We start from the raw sequence: 18727 nt of genomic DNA on the forward strand, positions 1-18727 counted from the left end.
GTAATCATTAATCTAAAAAACTTACAAAGCATATAAAATTAATCTGAACAATATTTAGTAATTTTATAAACTATGTCACATAATATTTACCATAATTTAGTTATAAAATCTACCAAAGAACAAGTTTTTAAAGCTATAACAGAACCCAAACATTTAAACAATTGGTGGACACTAAAAGCATCTGGAGAACCAACATTAAATACAGAATATAATTTACACTTTACAGACCTATACGATTGGTACGGCAAAGTAACAGAAGTAAAATATAATGAAGTATTTTGTATAACAATGACAAAATCAGACCCCGATTGGGATAATACTACATTTGGTTTTCATTTAAAAACAGTAGAGAATGGAACACAACTAGACTTTGCCCACAAAAATTGGTCAAAAAATAATGACCATTACAGGCACAGTTCGTTTTGTTGGGCTATGCTATTAAACGGATTAAAAAACTATTTAGAGAAAGGAACAGTAGTTCCATTTGAAAACCGTAATTAAATTAATTTATAACCAAATTTATGTACTCCCAAAGCGCATTATCAAAACTACTTGGCCCTAATAACGCTGCGCCAGTATTATCGCCCATTCTAATAATAACAAGGTTTTTACTAGGTATAACATAAAGTTTTTGGTCATTTTTTCCTAAACCAGCAAATAAATCATCAGGAGCATTTGGTATTAATTTCCCAGAAAATTCTAACGTACTACTTGGTACTCTATAATTCTCTTTACCATTAAGCCACCATAAGTAACCATATGCCTTATTTAAATTCTGAGAGGAAGACGTCATTTCTGTAAAGAAATTTAAATTACTTAAAATAGGAGTAGTACTCCAAGCACCTCTATTTAAATTTAAAAGCCCAAAGCGAGCCATACTCCTTGCATTGCTAAAGAAAACATTATTATAACCTATAGAAATCCAAGCACCCTGCATGCCAATTTTATCTTTTAATTGTGTATTAAAATATGAACTGAAATTTGTTCCAGTAGCATTTTCAATAATACTTTGGGTTAATGTGTAAGGCGCATTATGATAGTACCAAGAAGTACCAGGTTCATTTAAAAAAAATAAACAATCGCTATCATAACAATTTAAGTTAGAAACCGTGTAATCCAGACCAGTAGTCATAGTTAAATGCTGTTTAACAGTAATGTTTTGAGCTTGACTATTAGTCAAGCTAGACCAATTGTCTTCTAAATAATTAAATGATGCAGTATTAATATTTATAAACCCTTGCTGTTGAGCAATCCCCATGGTAAATGCAGACAGTGTTTTCCCCGCTGAGTTCCAAGGTAAATTAGAATTTTCGGTTGCACCATTACCATACCATTCCAACGCGATTTTACCATTCTTTAAAATAATAAAAGCTTTGGTGTTTTTTTCTTCTATAAAATCTAAAAGCATTTCAACATGAGATGCCTCCCAACCTAAACTACCAATAGAAACTGTTTTCCAATCATTAGAATCTGTAGGCGGAAAATATAAAGATGCGTCATCAGTATTACTTATAATAGATTCGTTTATAACTTCCGAGCTACAATTTAGAGAGCAAATAAAAACCAGACCAATTAAAAGTAAGTTATTCATCTTCATAGAGTATATTTTAAAAATAAGACTCCATCATAGAATAAAAGTTTAATGAGACGACAAATTTTTTAATTAATAATGTCAAGAATTTAAAATAATTAGTTTCGTATTTTTAGAGAAAATAAAAACAATGAAAGCATACGTTGCACTTATAATTTTTTGCATACTTTTTTCCTGCAAACAAGAAGTGAAAAAACAAGAAACAGAAATAGCTGAAGAAACTTCAGATTTAAAAGCTATTTCTGCAAAAGACATTACCGAATTTAAAGTCTTGGACTCTAAATTTATAAGTAAAAGACAAATTTGGAATACTCTAGAGTCTCAAATGCGCGATTTTTCAGAAACGCAATACAACACCCTTAAACCGTTAATATTAGAACAAGACATTCTAACATTACAGAAACATATAAAAGAAGGGCGTTTAAGTTACGAGATGTTGGTAAAGTTCTATCTATACCGTATAAAACTATTTGATAGAGAAAATGACTTATCCTTAAATGCAGTTATAGCTTTAAACCCTAATGTAATACAACAAGCTATAGATTATGATAAAGCATTAAAAAAAGAAGAACATAGACACCCAGTCTACGGTATGCCAATACTTTTAAAAGACAATATTAATGCAGAAAATATGCCAACCACAGCAGGAGCTGTTGCTTTACAAGGCAATACAACTAAAGACGCTTTTATTGTAAAACAATTAAAAGCAAAAGGCGCCTTAATTTTAGGAAAGGCAAATTTAAGTGAATGGGCCTATTTCTTTTGTGGAGAATGCCCAAGTGGTTACAGTGCCATTGGAGGGCAAACATTAAACCCTTATGGACGTCGCACAATAGATACAGGAGGATCTAGTTCTGGTAGTGGCGTGGCAGTAGCAGCAAACTTTTGTGTAGCTGCAGTAGGAAGTGAAACAGCAGGCTCAATATTATCTCCAGCAAGTCAAAACTCTGTTGTAGGGCTAAAACCAACCATAGGTTTAGTAAGTAGAAGTGGAATTATTCCAATTTCAGAAACCTTAGATACAGCAGGGCCAATGACTAAAAATGTTACAGATAATGCGATTGTATTAGATGCGTTATTTGGGTACGATGCTAAAGATTTTAAAGGAATAAACACAAAATGGGGAAACAGTTATTATTATAATAATTTAAACGGAATAGAAAGTTTAAATAGCAAACGATTTGGAGCATTCAAATCGTTAATGACAGACACATTATATACCAATGCAATTAGCACTCTAAAAAAACAAGGAGCCACTATAATAGAGCTAGAAGCCGAAGACGTAAACCTTCCAGACTTTTTAAGATTACTAAATTTAGATATGAAAAAAGACTTACCAAGCTACATAGCTAACTATGGTAACCCATCGGTGCCAGTAAAAACAGTACAAGATGTTATAACATTTAATAGTAATGATTCCATAAATATTATGCCTTATGGTCAAGCCTTATTTAGAGGCATTGTTGCAGATAAAAGTACAGAAGAAAAGTTTAAAAATATAAAAGAGATACTAAAAACAAATGGCAAGCGGTTTTTTGATGCGCCAATGCTAGAGCATAAATTAAATGGTGTACTATCTATTAATAATTATCATGCCGCTTATGCAGCAGTAGCAGAGTATCCAGCCATTACAATACCAATGGGTTACACTAAAACAGGAGAACCTAAAGGCTTAACCATTATAACAAAACCATTAGCCGAAAAACAATTACTAAGCTGGGGCTTAAACTATGAGCAAGCTTCAAAAAAACGAATACCACCTACAAACTATAATTAGATGTTTTTAAGTTAACCCTTCAAGTGAGAAATCGAAAATCGAATATCGTAAATCATAAATCATTGTGTATCTTTGCAGTCCAAAATTAAGATATGCGTACAAAGTCACTTAAAAAGAACAAAATCAATGTAATAACATTAGGCTGTAGTAAAAATGTTTACGATAGCGAAGTGTTAATGGGACAACTAAAAGCTAGTGGTAAAGAAGTTGTACATGAAGAAGAAGGAAACATTGTTGTGATTAATACCTGCGGATTTATTAATAATGCAAAAGAAGAAAGTGTAAACACGATCTTGGAATACATGCATAAAAAAGAAGAGGGCGAAGTAGATAAAGTATTCGTTACAGGTTGTTTAAGTGAACGATATAAACCAGACTTACAAAAGGAAATACCTAATGTAGATCAATATTTTGGAACTACAGAATTGCCAGGCTTATTAAAAGCCTTAGGAGCAGATTATAAACATGAATTAATAGGAGAACGTTTAACAACAACACCTAAAAATTATGCCTATTTAAAAATTGCTGAAGGCTGCGACAGACCTTGTAGTTTTTGTGCTATTCCTTTAATGAGAGGAAAACATAAAAGTACACCAATAGAAGATTTAGTTACCGAAGCCGAAAAACTAGCAGCAAACGGAGTAAAAGAACTTATACTAATAGCACAGGACTTAACATATTACGGACTAGATTTATATAAAAAAAGAAACTTAGCAGAATTATTAGAGAATTTAGTAAAAGTTGAAGGAATAGAGTGGATTCGTTTACATTATGCATTCCCTACAGGGTTTCCAATGGATGTTTTAGACCTTATGAATCGCGAACCAAAAATCTGTAACTATTTAGATATACCATTACAACATATTAGCGACTCTATATTAAAAAGTATGCGTCGTGGTACTACAAAAGAAAAAACGACAAAACTTTTAAAAGCCTTTAGAGCAGCTGTACCAGATATTACAATTCGTACAACACTTATTGTAGGATACCCAGGAGAAACAGAAGAAGACTACCAAACCCTTAAAGAGTGGGTAAAGGAAATGCGTTTTGAACGTTTAGGATGTTTTACCTATTCGCATGAAGAAAATACACATGCGTTTAATTTAGAAGACAATGTGCCGCAAGAAGTTAAGCAAGAACGCGCTAATGAAATTATGGAAATTCAGTCTCAAATATCTTGGGAATTAAATCAAGAAAAAATAGGACAAGAATTTAAAGTAGTAATAGACAGAAAGGAAGGAGAGTATTTTATAGGAAGAACAGAATCCGACTCACCAGATGTAGACAACGAAGTTTTAATAGAGGCATCTAAAACATATTTAAAAACAGGAGAATTTGCCAATGTAAAAATAACAGATGCGGCAGATTTCGATTTGTATGCAGAAGTAGTTAAATAACAATGATATAAGATAAGAGTAGCTATTAAATTAAAGCCAGTTTTATATATTAATTAATAGGATTTAAAATAGTTTAATTTATGATTTCTAAAGTAGAATTTAATAAAGACTATATAAAACGTATTAATTTAGCTTTAAAGTACATAGATGCTCATCTAGATACAAAACTAACCTTAAATACAATTGCAGAAGTTTCATATTATTCCCCATACCACTTTCACCGCATTTTTAAGGCAATAATAGGCGAAACGCTCAACGATTATATAATACGACAACGTGTAGAGAAAGCAGCAATACAATTAATAACCAAAAAGGACATAACAGTAGCCGAACTAGCAGAACGTTACGGTTTTAATAGCCATGCTGTATTTACTAGAACATTTAAAAAGTATTATAATGTTAGCCCTACAGAATTTAAAAGACTAAGCCCAAGTAGATATAGCAAGATTAATCAAACAAACCGCAAGAAAAGTCAAGGAAACTTTATTTTCGAGGAATACATTTGCAACATTAACAATCATTTAAATTGGATAATTATGAATGCAACTATTGAAATTAAAACTATTGAAACCTTAACTTGTGCGAGCATAACCCACATAGGTGTAGAGGGATTAGAACATATATTCGATAAATTAATACGTTGGGGAACATCTAACGGCTTAATGGCTAACCCTAATACTAAATTAGCAAGGGTATTTCATGACAGTTTTAAAGTCACTGCACCAGATAAAGTGAGAATGAGTATTTCTTTGTTAACAAAAGAGCCTTTTACTGCAAAAGGAGAAATAACAAAAACAGAAATAGCTAAGGGAAAATATATAGTAGGGCGTTTCGAAATACTACCTAACGAATTCGAAACCTCATGGAGTTCTTTATTTATTTGGATGAATGATAAAGGCTATGCGAAGGCAGATAAAAACCCATTTGAAATATATCATAACGATTATAGAGAACATCCAGAAAGGAAATTTATAGTAGATTTCTATATCCCAATAAAATAAAGTTCTTTACATTAAACTAATCAGGAGTATAAATTAGAAGATGTTTTTTTGTTTTACTTTCATTAAAGAAATTAGGAATACTAAAGTAACCTTTAGGTTTTATTATAGGCATTTTACTAGCTGTTTTACTTACCCCTTGTAGCTGTTTTAAAAATGAAGGAGCTTTACTCTTTGTAATAGAAAACGAATGTAAAGCGTTATTTACAGGTTTAGATAGTGAAAAATTTTGTAAACGATTTTGTGAGTAGCCAATTATAGATATTAAACAGATAGTAATGGAAAGGAATAGTACTCTATTCATAGAATAATTTATTATTATGATTTTTTCAATTGTTTACTAATCTTTTTTATAGCAGATTCAATAGATTTTTCGGGTTCTATTATATTGTATTTACCCCAAAAATCAGGGTCGCCAAAACCAGAAACTTCATCAATTAAAATAGTGCTAGATTTAATACGATCTTTTAATTTTGGCATTTGCCCAGTAGTGTTAGGTTTCCAATCGGTAATAGCCATCTCACTCTGTAAAGTATAACGGTTATTAAACAACCTGTTCTTCCAATTTACTTTAAAAGTTAGTAAAATGTTACTATAACCATAATACCATTTACCATCTTTAACCCTGTAATTAACTCTGTAACTAGCTTCTGTAGGGTAAACTGTAACTTTTCTGGGTTTTTTCTTAACAAAAAGTTCTGTAGCTGCAGCTCTGTTTTCTACATTTAAGTTATAGGTAGCGCTCGTTAAAGCATAAGAATCGGCATCAATAAATAACTTACCATAATATAAAGCATCATTAATAGTTTCTTTTTGTTTAAAAGAAACAACATAAACCAGTTTGTCATTTATTTGTGTAGACCTATTAAAAGTAAAATTATAAAGAGATAAATTATCTGCAGTAAATATAAACTCTGGATATTTCATAATATCAGTATGCAAAGCACTAAAAGGCCCACCTTGTAATTTTAAAGCTATAGTATCTAGCCTAGAATAATTGGTGTTTTTTCTAGATTTTATAAGTCGTATCCCATCGTTTTTATTAGAATTGTAAGGCGTCTTATAGATTTCTAAAACTGCTTCAGATAAAGATGCATTTTTATTTCTCTTTTTTATAGTTTCTCTATAAAAACCAGTCATTGTAATGCTACTGTTAAAATAATTTTTATTTTTTAGCTTTAAAGTTTTCCTTACTAGGCTTTCTGCATTTTGTGGCGTGTTTAAATCTATTTGAGCTAAAACAGTGGCAGCTTCCTCAAGTTTTATTCTTGTGTTTTTAGTTTTAAAAGCAGACAGTGGGATTTCTTTCTGTTTATAACCTAAATACGATACAGTTACAGTTTTATACAGTAAATTATTAGGTACTTTTAAAAGAAACTCGCCTTCTGCATTAGTAATAGTACTAATATTAGTGTCTTTAATAATTAAATCGGCTAAAGCTAAAGGATCATTTGTATTGCTATCTAGAACACGACCTTTGTATTCTTTAACATTTTGGGCAAATACAAAATGTCCTATTAGAAAAAAGAAACTAATAAGAATTAAAAATTGTCTTTTAAGGTAGGTAAAGCTATATAAAGAACTCATAACAATAATTATTGGTAATTTTTATACCAGTCGTTTAAAAAGGTATTACATTTCAAAGTACGCAAAAACAAGCTGTTTTTTGTAATTATTTATGTTAAATAAATCACCAATAATTATGTAAGTGTTTTTATTTTTAATTTAAGCTATGGTAAAATTTACCATACGTCGCTTACTAACCAAGAAGCAGCATCTTGTAAATACGAAACATATTCACAAGGTTCTGTATGTGTTAAACCAGTAGCAACAACCAATGTAGAATCACTACCAGAAAGTACAGTAGCATCTACCCAATCTTGTGTATTCTGTAACGGAAATAATTCATCATTTTCTCCATGAATAACATAAGTTGGCGTTTGTATAACTCTCGCACTACCATCAGAATTGTACGACCCATAAGCACTAGCCATAGGTATTCCAGCAGAAAACACATTAGGTTGTGTTTCGCTATACCACCAGGCACCATTACCACCATCGCTATAACCGCTAATTACAATTTTACCAGTATCTACAGGCAAGTAATCGCTAGCCAAATCAACAAGTGCGTTAACTTGAGATTGATTATAAGGCTCAAACCATTGTAAACCTCTATTGTTAGGGCTTATAATTATAGCGTCTAAAGCCTCAAAACCCGGCTCTGCATAACAAGCAGTATTTTTATGAGCATTAGGATCATTACCAGCAAAACCATGCAATGTAATAATTAAAGGCCTATTATTGTTAGTAAAGTCTACATCAGGCATAATAACTCTAAACTCCCAAAATTCGTTATTAACACCAACTAAAGAAGCATCAGTAATGCCAGTTTCAAAATTAATGGCACTAAAATCCGTTTGTAAATTAGCATAAATTCTGCCTGTAGGAGGAGGTGTGTCATCACTACCACTACAATTAAAAAGTAATGTCGCAGTAAAAAAGTAAATAAAAGTTAGTTTGATTGATTTCATAATTTTCATAGTTTTTAATTAAAGCCCTTTTTTTAGAATAGTAAAATACACTAGCTAACCATAGCAAGTAGTTAAACTAGAATAACTTTTTTGGTAATTTTTTTCTTTAAATGTAACAAAAAAATAGTATTTACGACTTTGTTAAAGGATTATTAAAAAGATTCGTTTTAAAAATTAAGCATTTAAAAAGACCGTATCTTTACAATTTAAAGACCTAATTATATGCCATCAGACTGTATTGCTTTTAAAAATACTGGATACTTTTCCGAATTAATATGCGACTATTTAGCAGAAAGTGATAGTTTAAAACCGTTTTATAATAGATTTCCAAAACTAGAAGCTTTTAAAGCACAAATAGAAGAAAAAGGAAATACGTTTTCTAAAAAAACAAGAACAGTTTTAGTAAATAATTTATTAGAACAATATAAAACGGTAAACCTTTCCAGCGCTACAAAAGCAAATATTGAAGCATTAAAACAAACCAATACATTTACAGTAACAACAGGCCATCAATTAAATTTATTTACAGGGCCCTTATATTTTTTACATAAAATAGTGTCTACAATAAATTTAGCAAAGACATTAAACAAAACCTATCCAGAACATCATTTTGTGCCAATATATTGGATGGCAACAGAAGACCATGACTTCGAAGAAATTAATTACTTTAATTTTAAAGGAAAAAAAGTAAGATGGAATAAAGAAGCAAGTGGAGCAGTAGGCGAATTAGAAACAGAAGGATTAGAAGCCGTTTTTAACCTGTTCTCTAAAGAATTAGGATTAGGTCGTAATGCAGATAAATTAAGAGAACTATTTAAAAACGCTTACCTAAAACACGACAATTTAGCCAAAGCGACACTATATCTCGCAAACGAATTATTTGCAGAGTACGGTTTAGTAATAGTAGATGCAAATACTAAAGCATTAAAACAAGAATTTATACCCTATATTAAGGAAGAACTAATAGAGCAAAGTGGAGTTAAACACGTATTAAAAACAAATACTCAAATAGAAGCAATAGCAAATAAAGAGTATCCTATTCAAGTAAACCCTAGAAAAATAAACCTATTTTATATAACTAAAAACTTAAGAGAACGAATCGTTTTTGAAGACAATAACTATAAGGTTTTAAATACAGAAATAACCTGGGATAAAGAAGCTATAATAAAAGAAATAGAAGCATTTCCAGAACGCTTTTCTCCAAACGTAATACTACGACCATTATATCAAGAAGTTATACTGCCAAACTTGTGTTATATAGGCGGTGGCGGAGAACTAGCCTATTGGTTTCAGTTACAAGATAATTTTAAAAACAATAATGTAGTATTTCCTATATTATTATTACGTAATTCGGTATTAATAAAAACAAAACAACAAGCACAAAAACTAGAGAAACTTAATATCTCTAACCAAGATTTGTTTTTAAAACGAAACGCGTTTATAAATAAAAAAGTAAGAGAAATATCTAACATAGATATAGATTTTTCAAAACAAGAAACGCATTTAAAACAACAATTTGCAGCGTTATATAAACTCGCAGAGCAAACAGATAAATCGTTTATAGGAGCAGTAGCAGCACAAGAAAAAAAACAGTTAAAAGGAATAAAACATTTAGAAAAAAGATTATTGTTGGCGCAAAAGCGAAAGCTAAAAGACCATGTAACAAGAATAACCGATTTGCAAAATCAATTATTTCCAAATCAAAGTTTACAAGAACGTAACACAAATTTTTCTCAATTATATTTAGAATACGGAGAAGAATTAATACCAAAACTAATAGAAAATCTAGACCCATTAAAAGGAGAATTTTTAGTGTTAACATTTTAGTAAAAAAGTTTGCAATTCGTGATACGTAATTATTACTTTTGCGTATGCAACACGACAAGATTTTAATTTTAGATTTCGGATCGCAATACACACAACTAATTGCGCGCAGAGTTAGAGAACTTAACATCTATTCCGAGATACACCCATTTAACAAAATTCCAACAGAACTATCAGAATATAAGGCGGTTATTCTTTCAGGGAGTCCAATGTCTGTACGTTCAGAAGACGCTTTCCATCCAGACCTAAATGGCATTCGTGGCGAAAAACCAATGTTAGCCGTTTGTTATGGCGCACAATATTTAGCACATTTTTCTGGAGGAGAAGTAGCCGAATCTAACACCAGAGAATACGGTAGAGCAAACCTTAGTTATGTAAAAGAAGGAGAAGCCTTTTTTAAAGGAATAACAAAAGGAAGTCAAGTATGGATGAGTCATAGCGACACCATAAAATCACTACCAACAAACGGAGAATTATTAGCAAGCACACACGATGTAAAAAATGCAGCCTTCAAAATAGAAGGAGAAACAACGTATGCTATACAATTTCATCCAGAAGTTTACCACTCTACAGATGGAAAACAACTCTTAGAAAACTTTTTAGTAGACATAGCAAACGTAAACCCAGACTGGACACCAGACAGCTTTGTTGAGGAAACAGTAGAAGGATTAAAAGAACAATTAGGAGACGATAAAGTAGTATTAGGCCTCTCTGGAGGAGTCGATTCTAGTGTAGCAGCAATGCTATTACATAAAGCAATAGGCAAAAACCTATACTGTATTTTTGTAAATAATGGATTGTTACGTAAAGACGAATTCTCCCAAGTATTAGAACAATATAAAGGGATGGGGCTTAATGTAAAAGGCGTAGATGCCTCAAAGCGATTTTTAGATGCTTTAGCAGGGCTAAGCGACCCAGAATTAAAACGAAAAGCAATAGGGCGTGTATTCATAGAAGTATTCGATGACGAAGCAAACCAAATAGAAGACGTAAAATGGTTAGCACAAGGAACTATTTATCCAGACGTAATAGAAAGTGTATCGGCAACAGGAGGACCAAGTGCAACCATAAAAAGTCATCATAACGTTGGAGGGTTACCAGACTTCATGAAACTTAAAATAGTAGAACCATTAAAAGCACTATTTAAAGATGAGGTAAGACGCGTAGGAGCCTCTATGGGAATGGAAAAACAATTATTAGGACGCCACCCATTTCCAGGACCAGGATTAGCAATTAGAATCCTTGGAGACATAACCTCAGAAAAAGTTCGTATTTTGCAAGAAGTAGATGCTGTGTTTATAAACGGATTAAAAGACGCAGGACTATACGATAAAGTATGGCAAGCAGGCGCAATTTTACTACCAGTTAATAGTGTAGGAGTAATGGGAGATGAAAGAACCTACGAAAAATGTGTCGCTTTAAGAGCAGTAGAAAGTACAGATGGGATGACAGCCGATTGGGTAAACCTACCATACGAATTTTTACAAAAAACCTCTAACGACATTATAAATAAAGTAAAAGGAGTTAACAGAGTAGTTTACGACATAAGTTCTAAACCACCAGCAACAATAGAGTGGGAATAAATAACCACTAAAAATAATAATTTGGGCATTACCCAGAGGGTCGGGCTTTCATGGCTCGCTCTCTGCGAGGAGCTCAAACAAACCACTCAATCCCTAATGCGGGAATACCAGCTAAGATTGAGGTTTAAAATAAAAACCGTACATTTCGTTAAAATGGTATGGCTTTTGTTTTTAACATATCCAATACCATTTTAGGAAAATAGAAAACCTACAATAATAACAACCTATAATCCTAAATATAACTTTTGAACGTATAAAAGTATATGAAGAAAATAATTTACATATTAGTATTAGTACTTAGCTTTAGCTGCGTGTCTACCCAAGCACAAAACTATAAAACCCATAAAGTAAAAAAAGGAGAAACAGTAGAATCTATAGCCAAAGCTTATAATATACCTACAAGTACAATATATAAGTTAAATCCAGACTCTAGAAGAAAACTAAAACCAAACTCAGTTTTAATACTTCCAGAACCTAAAAAAGAAGAAGCTAAGGCATCAAAAGTTACAGTAACAAAAGAACTAACAGGGTATACCAAACACAAAGTAAGACGTAAAGAAACATTATACAGCTTATCGCAAAAATATAATGTAACACAAGACGAAATAAAAAAGCACAACACCTTCCTGTACGCAAATAATTTAAGAAAAGGAGACCGTTTGCAAATACCTGTATACAAAACAATAACCAAAGTAGAAGAAGTAACAGAGGCAACAAAACAATATACCGTACAACCCAAAGAAGGAAAATGGCGTATTGCCTATAAATTTGGAATAACAGTAGCAGAGTTAGAAGCATTAAACCCAGAAATGGGCGCAGTATTACAACCAGGACAAACAATAAAAGTACCAAATTTAAATAAAGACGTAATAAAGCAAGTAGACGAAACCTATAGCTATTATACCGTACTACCAAAAGAAGGATTTTACAGAATAAAAGTAAAAACAGGAGCAAATAAAAGCACACTAGAAAAACTAAACCCTGCACTTGCAGAATCAGGATTAAAAGAAGGTATGATATTAAAAATACCATACAATAGTCAATTACCAACAAACGCTAATGTACCAGTCACAATAGCAGATACTATAACAGAACAAGTAGAAGGAACAATAAAAAGTTTCGATCAATTATCAGGTAAAATCATAGACACAGAACAAAAGCGAATAGCTATAATGTTACCTTTTAAGTTAAATAAAGTAAATGTAGACTCTGTAGCCAATACAAAAGCATTCATAAAAAAAGACTTATCCACTAAAATATCATTAGACTTTTATTCAGGAGCCTTAATAGCGTTAGATTCGTTACAAAAATTAGGCGTTAACCTAGAAGTAGATGTTTACGACACTAAAAACTTAAAAAGTGAGTTAAACACAATATTAAGAAACAATGACTTTAGTAATACAAACGCAGTAATAGGGCCATTAATGGCAGATAATTTTAATACAGTAGCATCAGCCTTAAAAAGTGAAAATGTAATAGCAGTCTCTCCAATAATAAAAAAAGTAAACTTAGGAGCAAACGTATTTCAATCACGCCCATCAGACGATGCATTAAAAAATAAAATCATAGCGCACTTTAAAGCAGATTCTACAGCAAACATAGTAGTCGTAACAGACATAAAAAATAAATTAGCAAGTACAAAACTTAAAAACCAGTTTAAAAACGCAACTTTAGTAACATCAAGAACAGACAGAAAAACTAAAGAAGACGCCTATTATGTATTCGAGCAAGACCTAGTAAGTGTATTAAAATCAGGTAAAAATATTGTGTTTTTAGAAACTAAGGACGATGGTTATGTCTCTAACGTATCTAGTATATTAAATTCGTTAATAACCGACGATCTTAAAATAACATTAGCAACAACAGATAAAAGTAAAGCCTTCGATGACGAAGACGTATCAAACGATCATTTATCTAACCTTAGCTTTACCTTTCCTTCAGTTTCAAAAATGATAAGCGAAGAAGATAATAACAGCTTTGTAAAACAATATAAATCAAAATACAAAGAAACCCCAAACGCATATGCTGTAAGAGGTTTCGATCTAACCATGGATGTTGTATTACGACTAGTAACTTCAGAAAACTTACCACAATCTGTAGAAGACTCACCCTTAACAGCCTATGTAGAAAATAAATTTGGCTACAAAAAGAAACTATTTGGAGGGTATTATAACGATACAGTGTATTTAGTACAATATAAAGATCTAATGATTGTAGAAGTAAAGCAATAAACTGTTAACAGTTAGCGTTATAGGAGTTTGATGTTTTAAAAATTAAATAAATGTACAAATTACTTATACTATGCTTTGGCCTTCTTTTTTTTCAAGGTGATAAAACAGGAGTATCTTGGGACGAAAAAGTAAAATTAACATGGAAAGATTTTAAAGGAAAACCCAACCTTAATTCAGATGCAGTAGCAGTAACTGCCTCAGGAATTACATTTAGCTACTCTATAAAAAAAACAAAAAGCAAAGTTTTAGGTTTTAAAACAAGAATAAAAGCAGACTTTTATCCAGAACATTCATGGTGTAAAAAAGGAGAAGTAGACAATCACGTATTATCTCACGAGCAATTACATTTTGATATAACAGAACTCCATGCCAGATTATTTAAAGAAAAAGTAGCCGTATTAAAACCATCAAATAACATAGCAGAACAATTACAAAAATGCCATAAAGAGATCGATTTAGCTTTAGAGAAAATGCAAAATAAATACGATAATGAAAGTAATTACTCTATAAACAAAGAAGGACAAGCCCTTTGGCAAAAATATGTTGCAAAAGAATTAAAACGACTACATAAATACAAATCATAAGCTGTTGTTCATTTTGAATTGAAAATCGCAACTTACTGTCAGTTTGAGTGATTTTGAGGAACGAAAAATTGTATCGAGAACATTTTTTAAGTAAAATTCTTATTCTCGATATAATCCCGATAGTTATCTGGGTTACTCGAATTGACGAATTTTATCAAAATGTACAACGGGTAAATCATAATTTATAAAAATGCTCCAACCAGACAAAGACTTTTTAATAAAGTTAGCACACACCAAAATGCCGTACGGAAAATATAAAGACCGTTATTTAATAGATTTGCCCGAACATTATGTTGTCTGGTATCACGGCAAAGGATTTCCTAAAGGAAAACTAGGCGAAATGCTAGAAACAGTCTACACGTTAAAGCTAAACGGTCTAGAAGAATTGGTAAGAAATATACAACGTAACTTTCCTAAAGTTTAAGCAATAAACCACAATAAATAAATCCTAAAATTCCGTAAACATTCCAACTTAAAATTGTAAATTTGCTCGCGTTTAACAACGCACAATGGCAACTACAACAAAATACATATTCGTAACCGGAGGAGTTACATCTTCATTAGGAAAAGGTATAATCGCAGCTTCATTAGCAAAACTATTGCAAGCTCAAGGTTATAGAACTACAATACAAAAATTAGACCCCTACATAAATGTAGACCCAGGAACATTAAACCCATACGAACATGGAGAATGTTATGTTACAGACGATGGCGCAGAAACCGATTTAGACTTAGGGCACTACGAGCGTTTTTTAAACGTACCAACAAGTCAAGCCAATAATGTAACTACAGGACGTATATACCAAAGCGTAATAGAAAAAGAACGTCGTGGAGAGTTTTTAGGGAAAACAGTACAAGTTATCCCACATATAACAGACGAAATAAAACATAGAATTCAAATATTAGGAAAATCTGGAGACTATGATATTGTTATTACAGAAATAGGAGGAACCGTAGGAGACATAGAATCATTACCTTATGTAGAAGCTGTAAGGCAATTAAAATGGGAGTTAGGTACCAATAACGCCTTAGTAATCCATTTAACACTAGTACCATATTTATCTGCCGCAGGAGAACTAAAAACAAAACCAACACAACACAGTGTAAAAACACTAATGGAAAGTGGGGTACAAGCAGATATTTTAGTATGTAGAACAGAGCACGAGTTACCAGAAGACGTACGCGAAAAATTAGCACGATTTTGTAACGTAACACCAGACTCTGTAATACAATCTATAGACGCATCTACAATTTACGATGTTCCTAATTTAATGCTAGACGAAGGCTTAGATAAAATAGTATTAAAAAAACTAGCTTTAAAAAGCGAAACACCAACTTTAGACCGTTGGAACGAATTTGTAAAAAGGCACAAAAACCCTAAAACAGAAGTTACTATTGGATTAATTGGTAAATATGTAGAACTTCAAGACTCCTATAAATCTATATTAGAAGCATTCATTCATGCAGGAGCAGAAAATGAAGTTAAAGTTAATATAGAATCAATTCATTCCGAATATTTAAACGCAGATAACATTAAACTTAAATTATCTCATTTAGATGGAGTACTTGTAGCACCAGGTTTTGGAGAACGCGGAATAGAAGGTAAAATAGAAGCCGTAAAATATGTTCGCGAAAACAATATACCATTTTTAGGAATATGCTTAGGAATGCAAATGGCGGTTATAGAGTTCTCTCGTAATGTACTCGGTTTAAAAGACGCAAACTCAACAGAAATGAGTGAATCTACAGCAAACCCAGTTATTAATTTAATGGAAGAGCAAAAAACAATTACAGATAAAGGAGGAACGATGCGTTTAGGAGCATGGGCATGCGATTTATCTGAAAATAGTATTGTTAGCAATGTATATAAAAATAAAACTATAGAAGAGCGTCACAGACACCGTTATGAGTTTAACAGTGAATACAAAACACAAATTGAAAATGCAGGAATGATTGCTACAGGTTTAAACCCAGACACAAAACTTGTAGAAATAGTTGAAATACCTAGTCACCCATGGTTTGTAGGAGTACAATACCATCCAGAATATAAAAGTACAGTAGCTAACCCACACCCTTTATTTGTAGCTTTTGTTAAAGCAGCATTAAAACATAAAAAAAAATAATAAGAGGTGTCAGTATGGCATAAAAAAAATAACGGATTGCTTTTTGATTCAGCAGTAAGCAAATACGTATTTATATAAAACTAACATATGTCTTAAATAAAATAAGGCATCAATTAACAAATGGAAGAAAAAAAATTAGATTTAAATACTATAATAGGATTCGTGCTTATTTTTGGAATACTATTATTTATGATGTGGCAACGCACACCAACTCCAGAAGAACTTGCAGCAGAAGAAAAAGCAAAACAAGAACAAGTAGAGGCCGCTAAAGTAGAAGAAAAAGGAGTTGCAACAGGAGTTAATGAAGCTATAGACAAGCAAATTGAGTCTTTACCAGATTCGTTAAAAACAGTCGCATTACAAAATAAATATGGAGCATTTGCTTATTCAGAAGCATTACCAAACACAAACGAAGTTACAGTAGATAATGGTGTTTTAGCATTAAAATTCAATCCAAAAGGTGGGCATATATCTGAAGTTAAATTAACACAATTTGTAGATTTCGATTCTATACCTATCCATTTAGTAAAAGATAAAAATGCCTCTTTTAATATTAATTTCGGGACTACAGATAGCCGAATTTTAAACACAAAAGATTTAACCTTTCAACCTAATGTAACTAAAAATGGAGAGAATACTATAGTTTCAATGAAGCTAAAAGTATCCGAAACTAAATTTTTAGAATACAGATATGTAATTAAACCTAATGATTATATGGTAGACTTTACCATAAAATCTCAAGGGCTAAATAATATAATTAATGGGTCTCAAGCCATTAATTTAGATTGGACACAAAAAACCATTCGTCATGACCAAAGTGTTAGTTACGAAAACCGTTACACACGTTTAACTTACCAACATGATGGCGATAAAATAGACAAACTATCTCAAGCTAGCGACGATGAAGAAACAGAAGTAGATGTACAATGGTTATCGTTTAGGCAGCACTTTTTTAGTTCAATATTAGTAGCAGATAAACCCTTTAAAAGCGTAGCTTTAACATCTAAGGATTTAGTAGAAGATGATGAAGTAGATACCCTTTACACAAAACAATTCTCTGCCAAAACAGCATTAGCATTAAGTGGAAATGAACTTAATGAAAACCTTAAGCTATTTTACGGCCCTACAGACAGTAAAGTATTAGATAAATATGAGCATAACCTAGAAGAAAGTATTCCATTTGGTTGGGGAATTTTTGGATGGATTAACAAATTCTTATTTATCCCATTATTTGGCTTTTTAAGTTCATTTTTACCATACGGTATAGCCATTATAGTAATGACAGTACTAATTAAATTGGCCATGTCTTTTGTACAATACAAGCAGTATTTATCTCAAATGAAGATGAAAATCTTAAAACCAGAGTTAGATGCTATTCGCGAAAAGCACAAAGACAATAAAATGAAAGCACAACAAGAAACAATGGCACTGCAAAATAAAGCAGGAGCAAGTCCATTAAGTGGTTGTTTACCAGCATTTATTCAAATGCCAGTATTCTATGCGTTATTCATGTTCTTTCCTACAGCATTTGCATTACGCCAAAAAAGCTTCCTATGGGCAGACGATTTATCATCTTATGATGTTGTTGCTGAGCTTCCATTTAATATTCCATTATACGGAGATCACGTAAGTTTATTTCCAATATTAGCAGCCATAGCTATTTTCTTCTATATGAAAATGACAACAGGTCAGCAATCTGCAATGTCTCAACCACAACAAGAAGGAATGCCAGACATGCAGAAAATGATGAAATACATGATTTATTTTGCACCAATAATGATGCTAGTGTTCTTTAATCAATATGCATCAGGATTAAGTTTATACTATTTTATATCTAACTTAATTAGTATAGGAATTTTAATAGTAATTAAAAACTATGTATTAGACGAAAATAAAATTTTAGCACAAATACAAGAAAATAAGAAAAAGCCTAAAAAGGAAAGTAAATTTCAAAGAAAAATGAAGGAGATGATGGAGCAAGCTGAGCAACAAAAACAAGCACAGCAGAAAAATAAAAAGAAATAAAAACATAATAATTATAAACAAAGCTGTCGTTCTATATTTAGTTTGGCAGCTTTTTTGTTTCCT

At 31.8% G+C, this 18727-nt stretch carries 15 protein-coding genes; 11 read left to right on the forward strand and 4 right to left on the reverse strand.

The window, feature by feature from the left end; translation table 11 throughout:
• Positions 1-72 precede the first annotated feature (72 nt).
• On the forward strand, positions 73-501 hold the full coding sequence (locus ACVC2P_RS19115; RefSeq protein ID WP_452600045.1) for an SRPBCC family protein: 429 nt from the start codon (positions 73-75) through the stop codon (positions 499-501).
• A 1-nt stretch (position 502) separates the two neighbouring features.
• Here the strand turns inward: ACVC2P_RS19115 and ACVC2P_RS19120 are convergent, their stop codons facing one another.
• A complete protein-coding gene (locus ACVC2P_RS19120; RefSeq protein ID WP_452600046.1) occupies positions 503-1591 on the reverse strand; it encodes a serine hydrolase domain-containing protein in 1089 nt (362 codons plus the stop codon).
• A 187-nt stretch (positions 1592-1778) separates the two neighbouring features.
• Between ACVC2P_RS19120 and ACVC2P_RS19125 the strand changes: the two genes are divergently transcribed.
• From ACVC2P_RS19125 to ACVC2P_RS19135, 3 genes are all read left to right on the forward strand, one after another.
• The gene (locus ACVC2P_RS19125) at positions 1779-3368 is read left to right on the forward strand and encodes an amidase family protein (protein ID WP_452600047.1); all 1590 of its coding nucleotides are present in this window, start codon (positions 1779-1781) and stop codon (positions 3366-3368) included.
• Positions 3369-3460: 92 nt separating this feature from the next.
• Entirely contained in the window at positions 3461-4765 is a 1305-nt protein-coding gene (gene rimO, locus ACVC2P_RS19130; RefSeq protein WP_452600048.1) for a 30S ribosomal protein S12 methylthiotransferase RimO, read from the forward strand.
• 80 nt (positions 4766-4845) lie between these two features.
• Positions 4846-5766 (forward strand): AraC family transcriptional regulator, encoded by a 921-nt coding sequence (locus tag ACVC2P_RS19135; RefSeq protein ID WP_452600049.1) that lies wholly within the window; start codon positions 4846-4848, stop codon positions 5764-5766.
• 16 nt (positions 5767-5782) lie between these two features.
• Here the strand turns inward: ACVC2P_RS19135 and ACVC2P_RS19140 are convergent, their stop codons facing one another.
• From ACVC2P_RS19140 to ACVC2P_RS19150, 3 genes are all read right to left on the reverse strand, one after another.
• Positions 5783-6067, reverse strand: coding sequence for a hypothetical protein (locus ACVC2P_RS19140; protein WP_452600050.1), 285 nt, complete (start codon positions 6065-6067; stop codon positions 5783-5785).
• A 14-nt stretch (positions 6068-6081) separates the two neighbouring features.
• A complete protein-coding gene (locus ACVC2P_RS19145; RefSeq protein WP_452600051.1) occupies positions 6082-7350 on the reverse strand; it encodes a carboxypeptidase-like regulatory domain-containing protein in 1269 nt (422 codons plus the stop codon).
• Between the two features lie 155 nt (positions 7351-7505).
• Complete coding sequence (locus tag ACVC2P_RS19150) at positions 7506-8294, reverse strand: dienelactone hydrolase family protein (protein ID WP_452600052.1); 789 nt, start codon at positions 8292-8294, stop codon at positions 7506-7508.
• A 222-nt stretch (positions 8295-8516) separates the two neighbouring features.
• Between ACVC2P_RS19150 and bshC the strand changes: the two genes are divergently transcribed.
• The 7 genes from bshC to yidC all read left to right on the forward strand — a co-directional run bounded on the left by bshC (position 8517) and on the right by yidC (position 18664).
• Positions 8517-10121 carry a bacillithiol biosynthesis cysteine-adding enzyme BshC gene (bshC, locus tag ACVC2P_RS19155; protein WP_452600053.1) on the forward strand — a complete coding sequence of 535 codons (1605 nt, stop codon included), beginning with the start codon at positions 8517-8519 and terminating at the stop codon, positions 10119-10121.
• Positions 10122-10165: 44 nt separating this feature from the next.
• Positions 10166-11701, forward strand: coding sequence for a glutamine-hydrolyzing GMP synthase (gene guaA, locus ACVC2P_RS19160; RefSeq protein ID WP_452600054.1), 1536 nt, complete (start codon positions 10166-10168; stop codon positions 11699-11701).
• A 263-nt stretch (positions 11702-11964) separates the two neighbouring features.
• Entirely contained in the window at positions 11965-13932 is a 1968-nt protein-coding gene (locus ACVC2P_RS19165) for a PBP1 and LysM peptidoglycan-binding domain-containing protein (protein WP_452600055.1), read from the forward strand.
• A gap of 50 nt (positions 13933-13982) precedes the next feature.
• Positions 13983-14516, forward strand: coding sequence for a DUF922 domain-containing protein (locus ACVC2P_RS19170; protein WP_452600056.1), 534 nt, complete (start codon positions 13983-13985; stop codon positions 14514-14516).
• 190 nt (positions 14517-14706) lie between these two features.
• Positions 14707-14940 (forward strand): DUF3820 family protein, encoded by a 234-nt coding sequence (locus ACVC2P_RS19175; RefSeq protein WP_452600057.1) that lies wholly within the window; start codon positions 14707-14709, stop codon positions 14938-14940.
• Between the two features lie 85 nt (positions 14941-15025).
• Complete coding sequence (locus ACVC2P_RS19180) at positions 15026-16639, forward strand: CTP synthase (protein ID WP_452600058.1); 1614 nt, start codon at positions 15026-15028, stop codon at positions 16637-16639.
• A gap of 120 nt (positions 16640-16759) precedes the next feature.
• Positions 16760-18664: a membrane protein insertase YidC gene (gene yidC / locus ACVC2P_RS19185; protein ID WP_452600059.1), complete on the forward strand. Its 1905-nt coding sequence runs from the start codon at positions 16760-16762 to the stop codon at positions 18662-18664.
• Positions 18665-18727 lie beyond the last annotated feature (63 nt).

It is taken from the genome of Pontimicrobium sp. MEBiC01747 (assembly GCF_053601635.1).

Bases quoted from the DNA above. Each gene is read 5' to 3' on its own strand.
- ACVC2P_RS19140 (WP_452600050.1), bottom strand. From the start codon at position 6,067: ATGAATAGAGTACTATTCCTTTCCATTACTATCTGTTTAATATCTATA.
- ACVC2P_RS19135 (WP_452600049.1), top strand. From the start codon at position 4,846: ATGATTTCTAAAGTAGAATTTAATAAAGACTATATAAAACGTATTAAT.
- ACVC2P_RS19150 (WP_452600052.1), bottom strand. From the start codon at position 8,294: ATGAAATCAATCAAACTAACTTTTATTTACTTTTTTACTGCGACATTA.
- guaA (WP_452600054.1), top strand. From the start codon at position 10,166: ATGCAACACGACAAGATTTTAATTTTAGATTTCGGATCGCAATACACA.
- ACVC2P_RS19180 (WP_452600058.1), top strand. From the start codon at position 15,026: ATGGCAACTACAACAAAATACATATTCGTAACCGGAGGAGTTACATCT.
- ACVC2P_RS19175 (WP_452600057.1), top strand. From the start codon at position 14,707: ATGCTCCAACCAGACAAAGACTTTTTAATAAAGTTAGCACACACCAAA.
- bshC (WP_452600053.1), top strand. From the start codon at position 8,517: ATGCCATCAGACTGTATTGCTTTTAAAAATACTGGATACTTTTCCGAA.
- ACVC2P_RS19165 (WP_452600055.1), top strand. From the start codon at position 11,965: ATGAAGAAAATAATTTACATATTAGTATTAGTACTTAGCTTTAGCTGC.
- yidC (WP_452600059.1), top strand. From the start codon at position 16,760: ATGGAAGAAAAAAAATTAGATTTAAATACTATAATAGGATTCGTGCTT.
- rimO (WP_452600048.1), top strand. From the start codon at position 3,461: ATGCGTACAAAGTCACTTAAAAAGAACAAAATCAATGTAATAACATTA.
- ACVC2P_RS19145 (WP_452600051.1), bottom strand. From the start codon at position 7,350: ATGAGTTCTTTATATAGCTTTACCTACCTTAAAAGACAATTTTTAATT.
- ACVC2P_RS19115 (WP_452600045.1), top strand. From the start codon at position 73: ATGTCACATAATATTTACCATAATTTAGTTATAAAATCTACCAAAGAA.
- ACVC2P_RS19170 (WP_452600056.1), top strand. From the start codon at position 13,983: ATGTACAAATTACTTATACTATGCTTTGGCCTTCTTTTTTTTCAAGGT.
- ACVC2P_RS19120 (WP_452600046.1), bottom strand. From the start codon at position 1,591: ATGAATAACTTACTTTTAATTGGTCTGGTTTTTATTTGCTCTCTAAAT.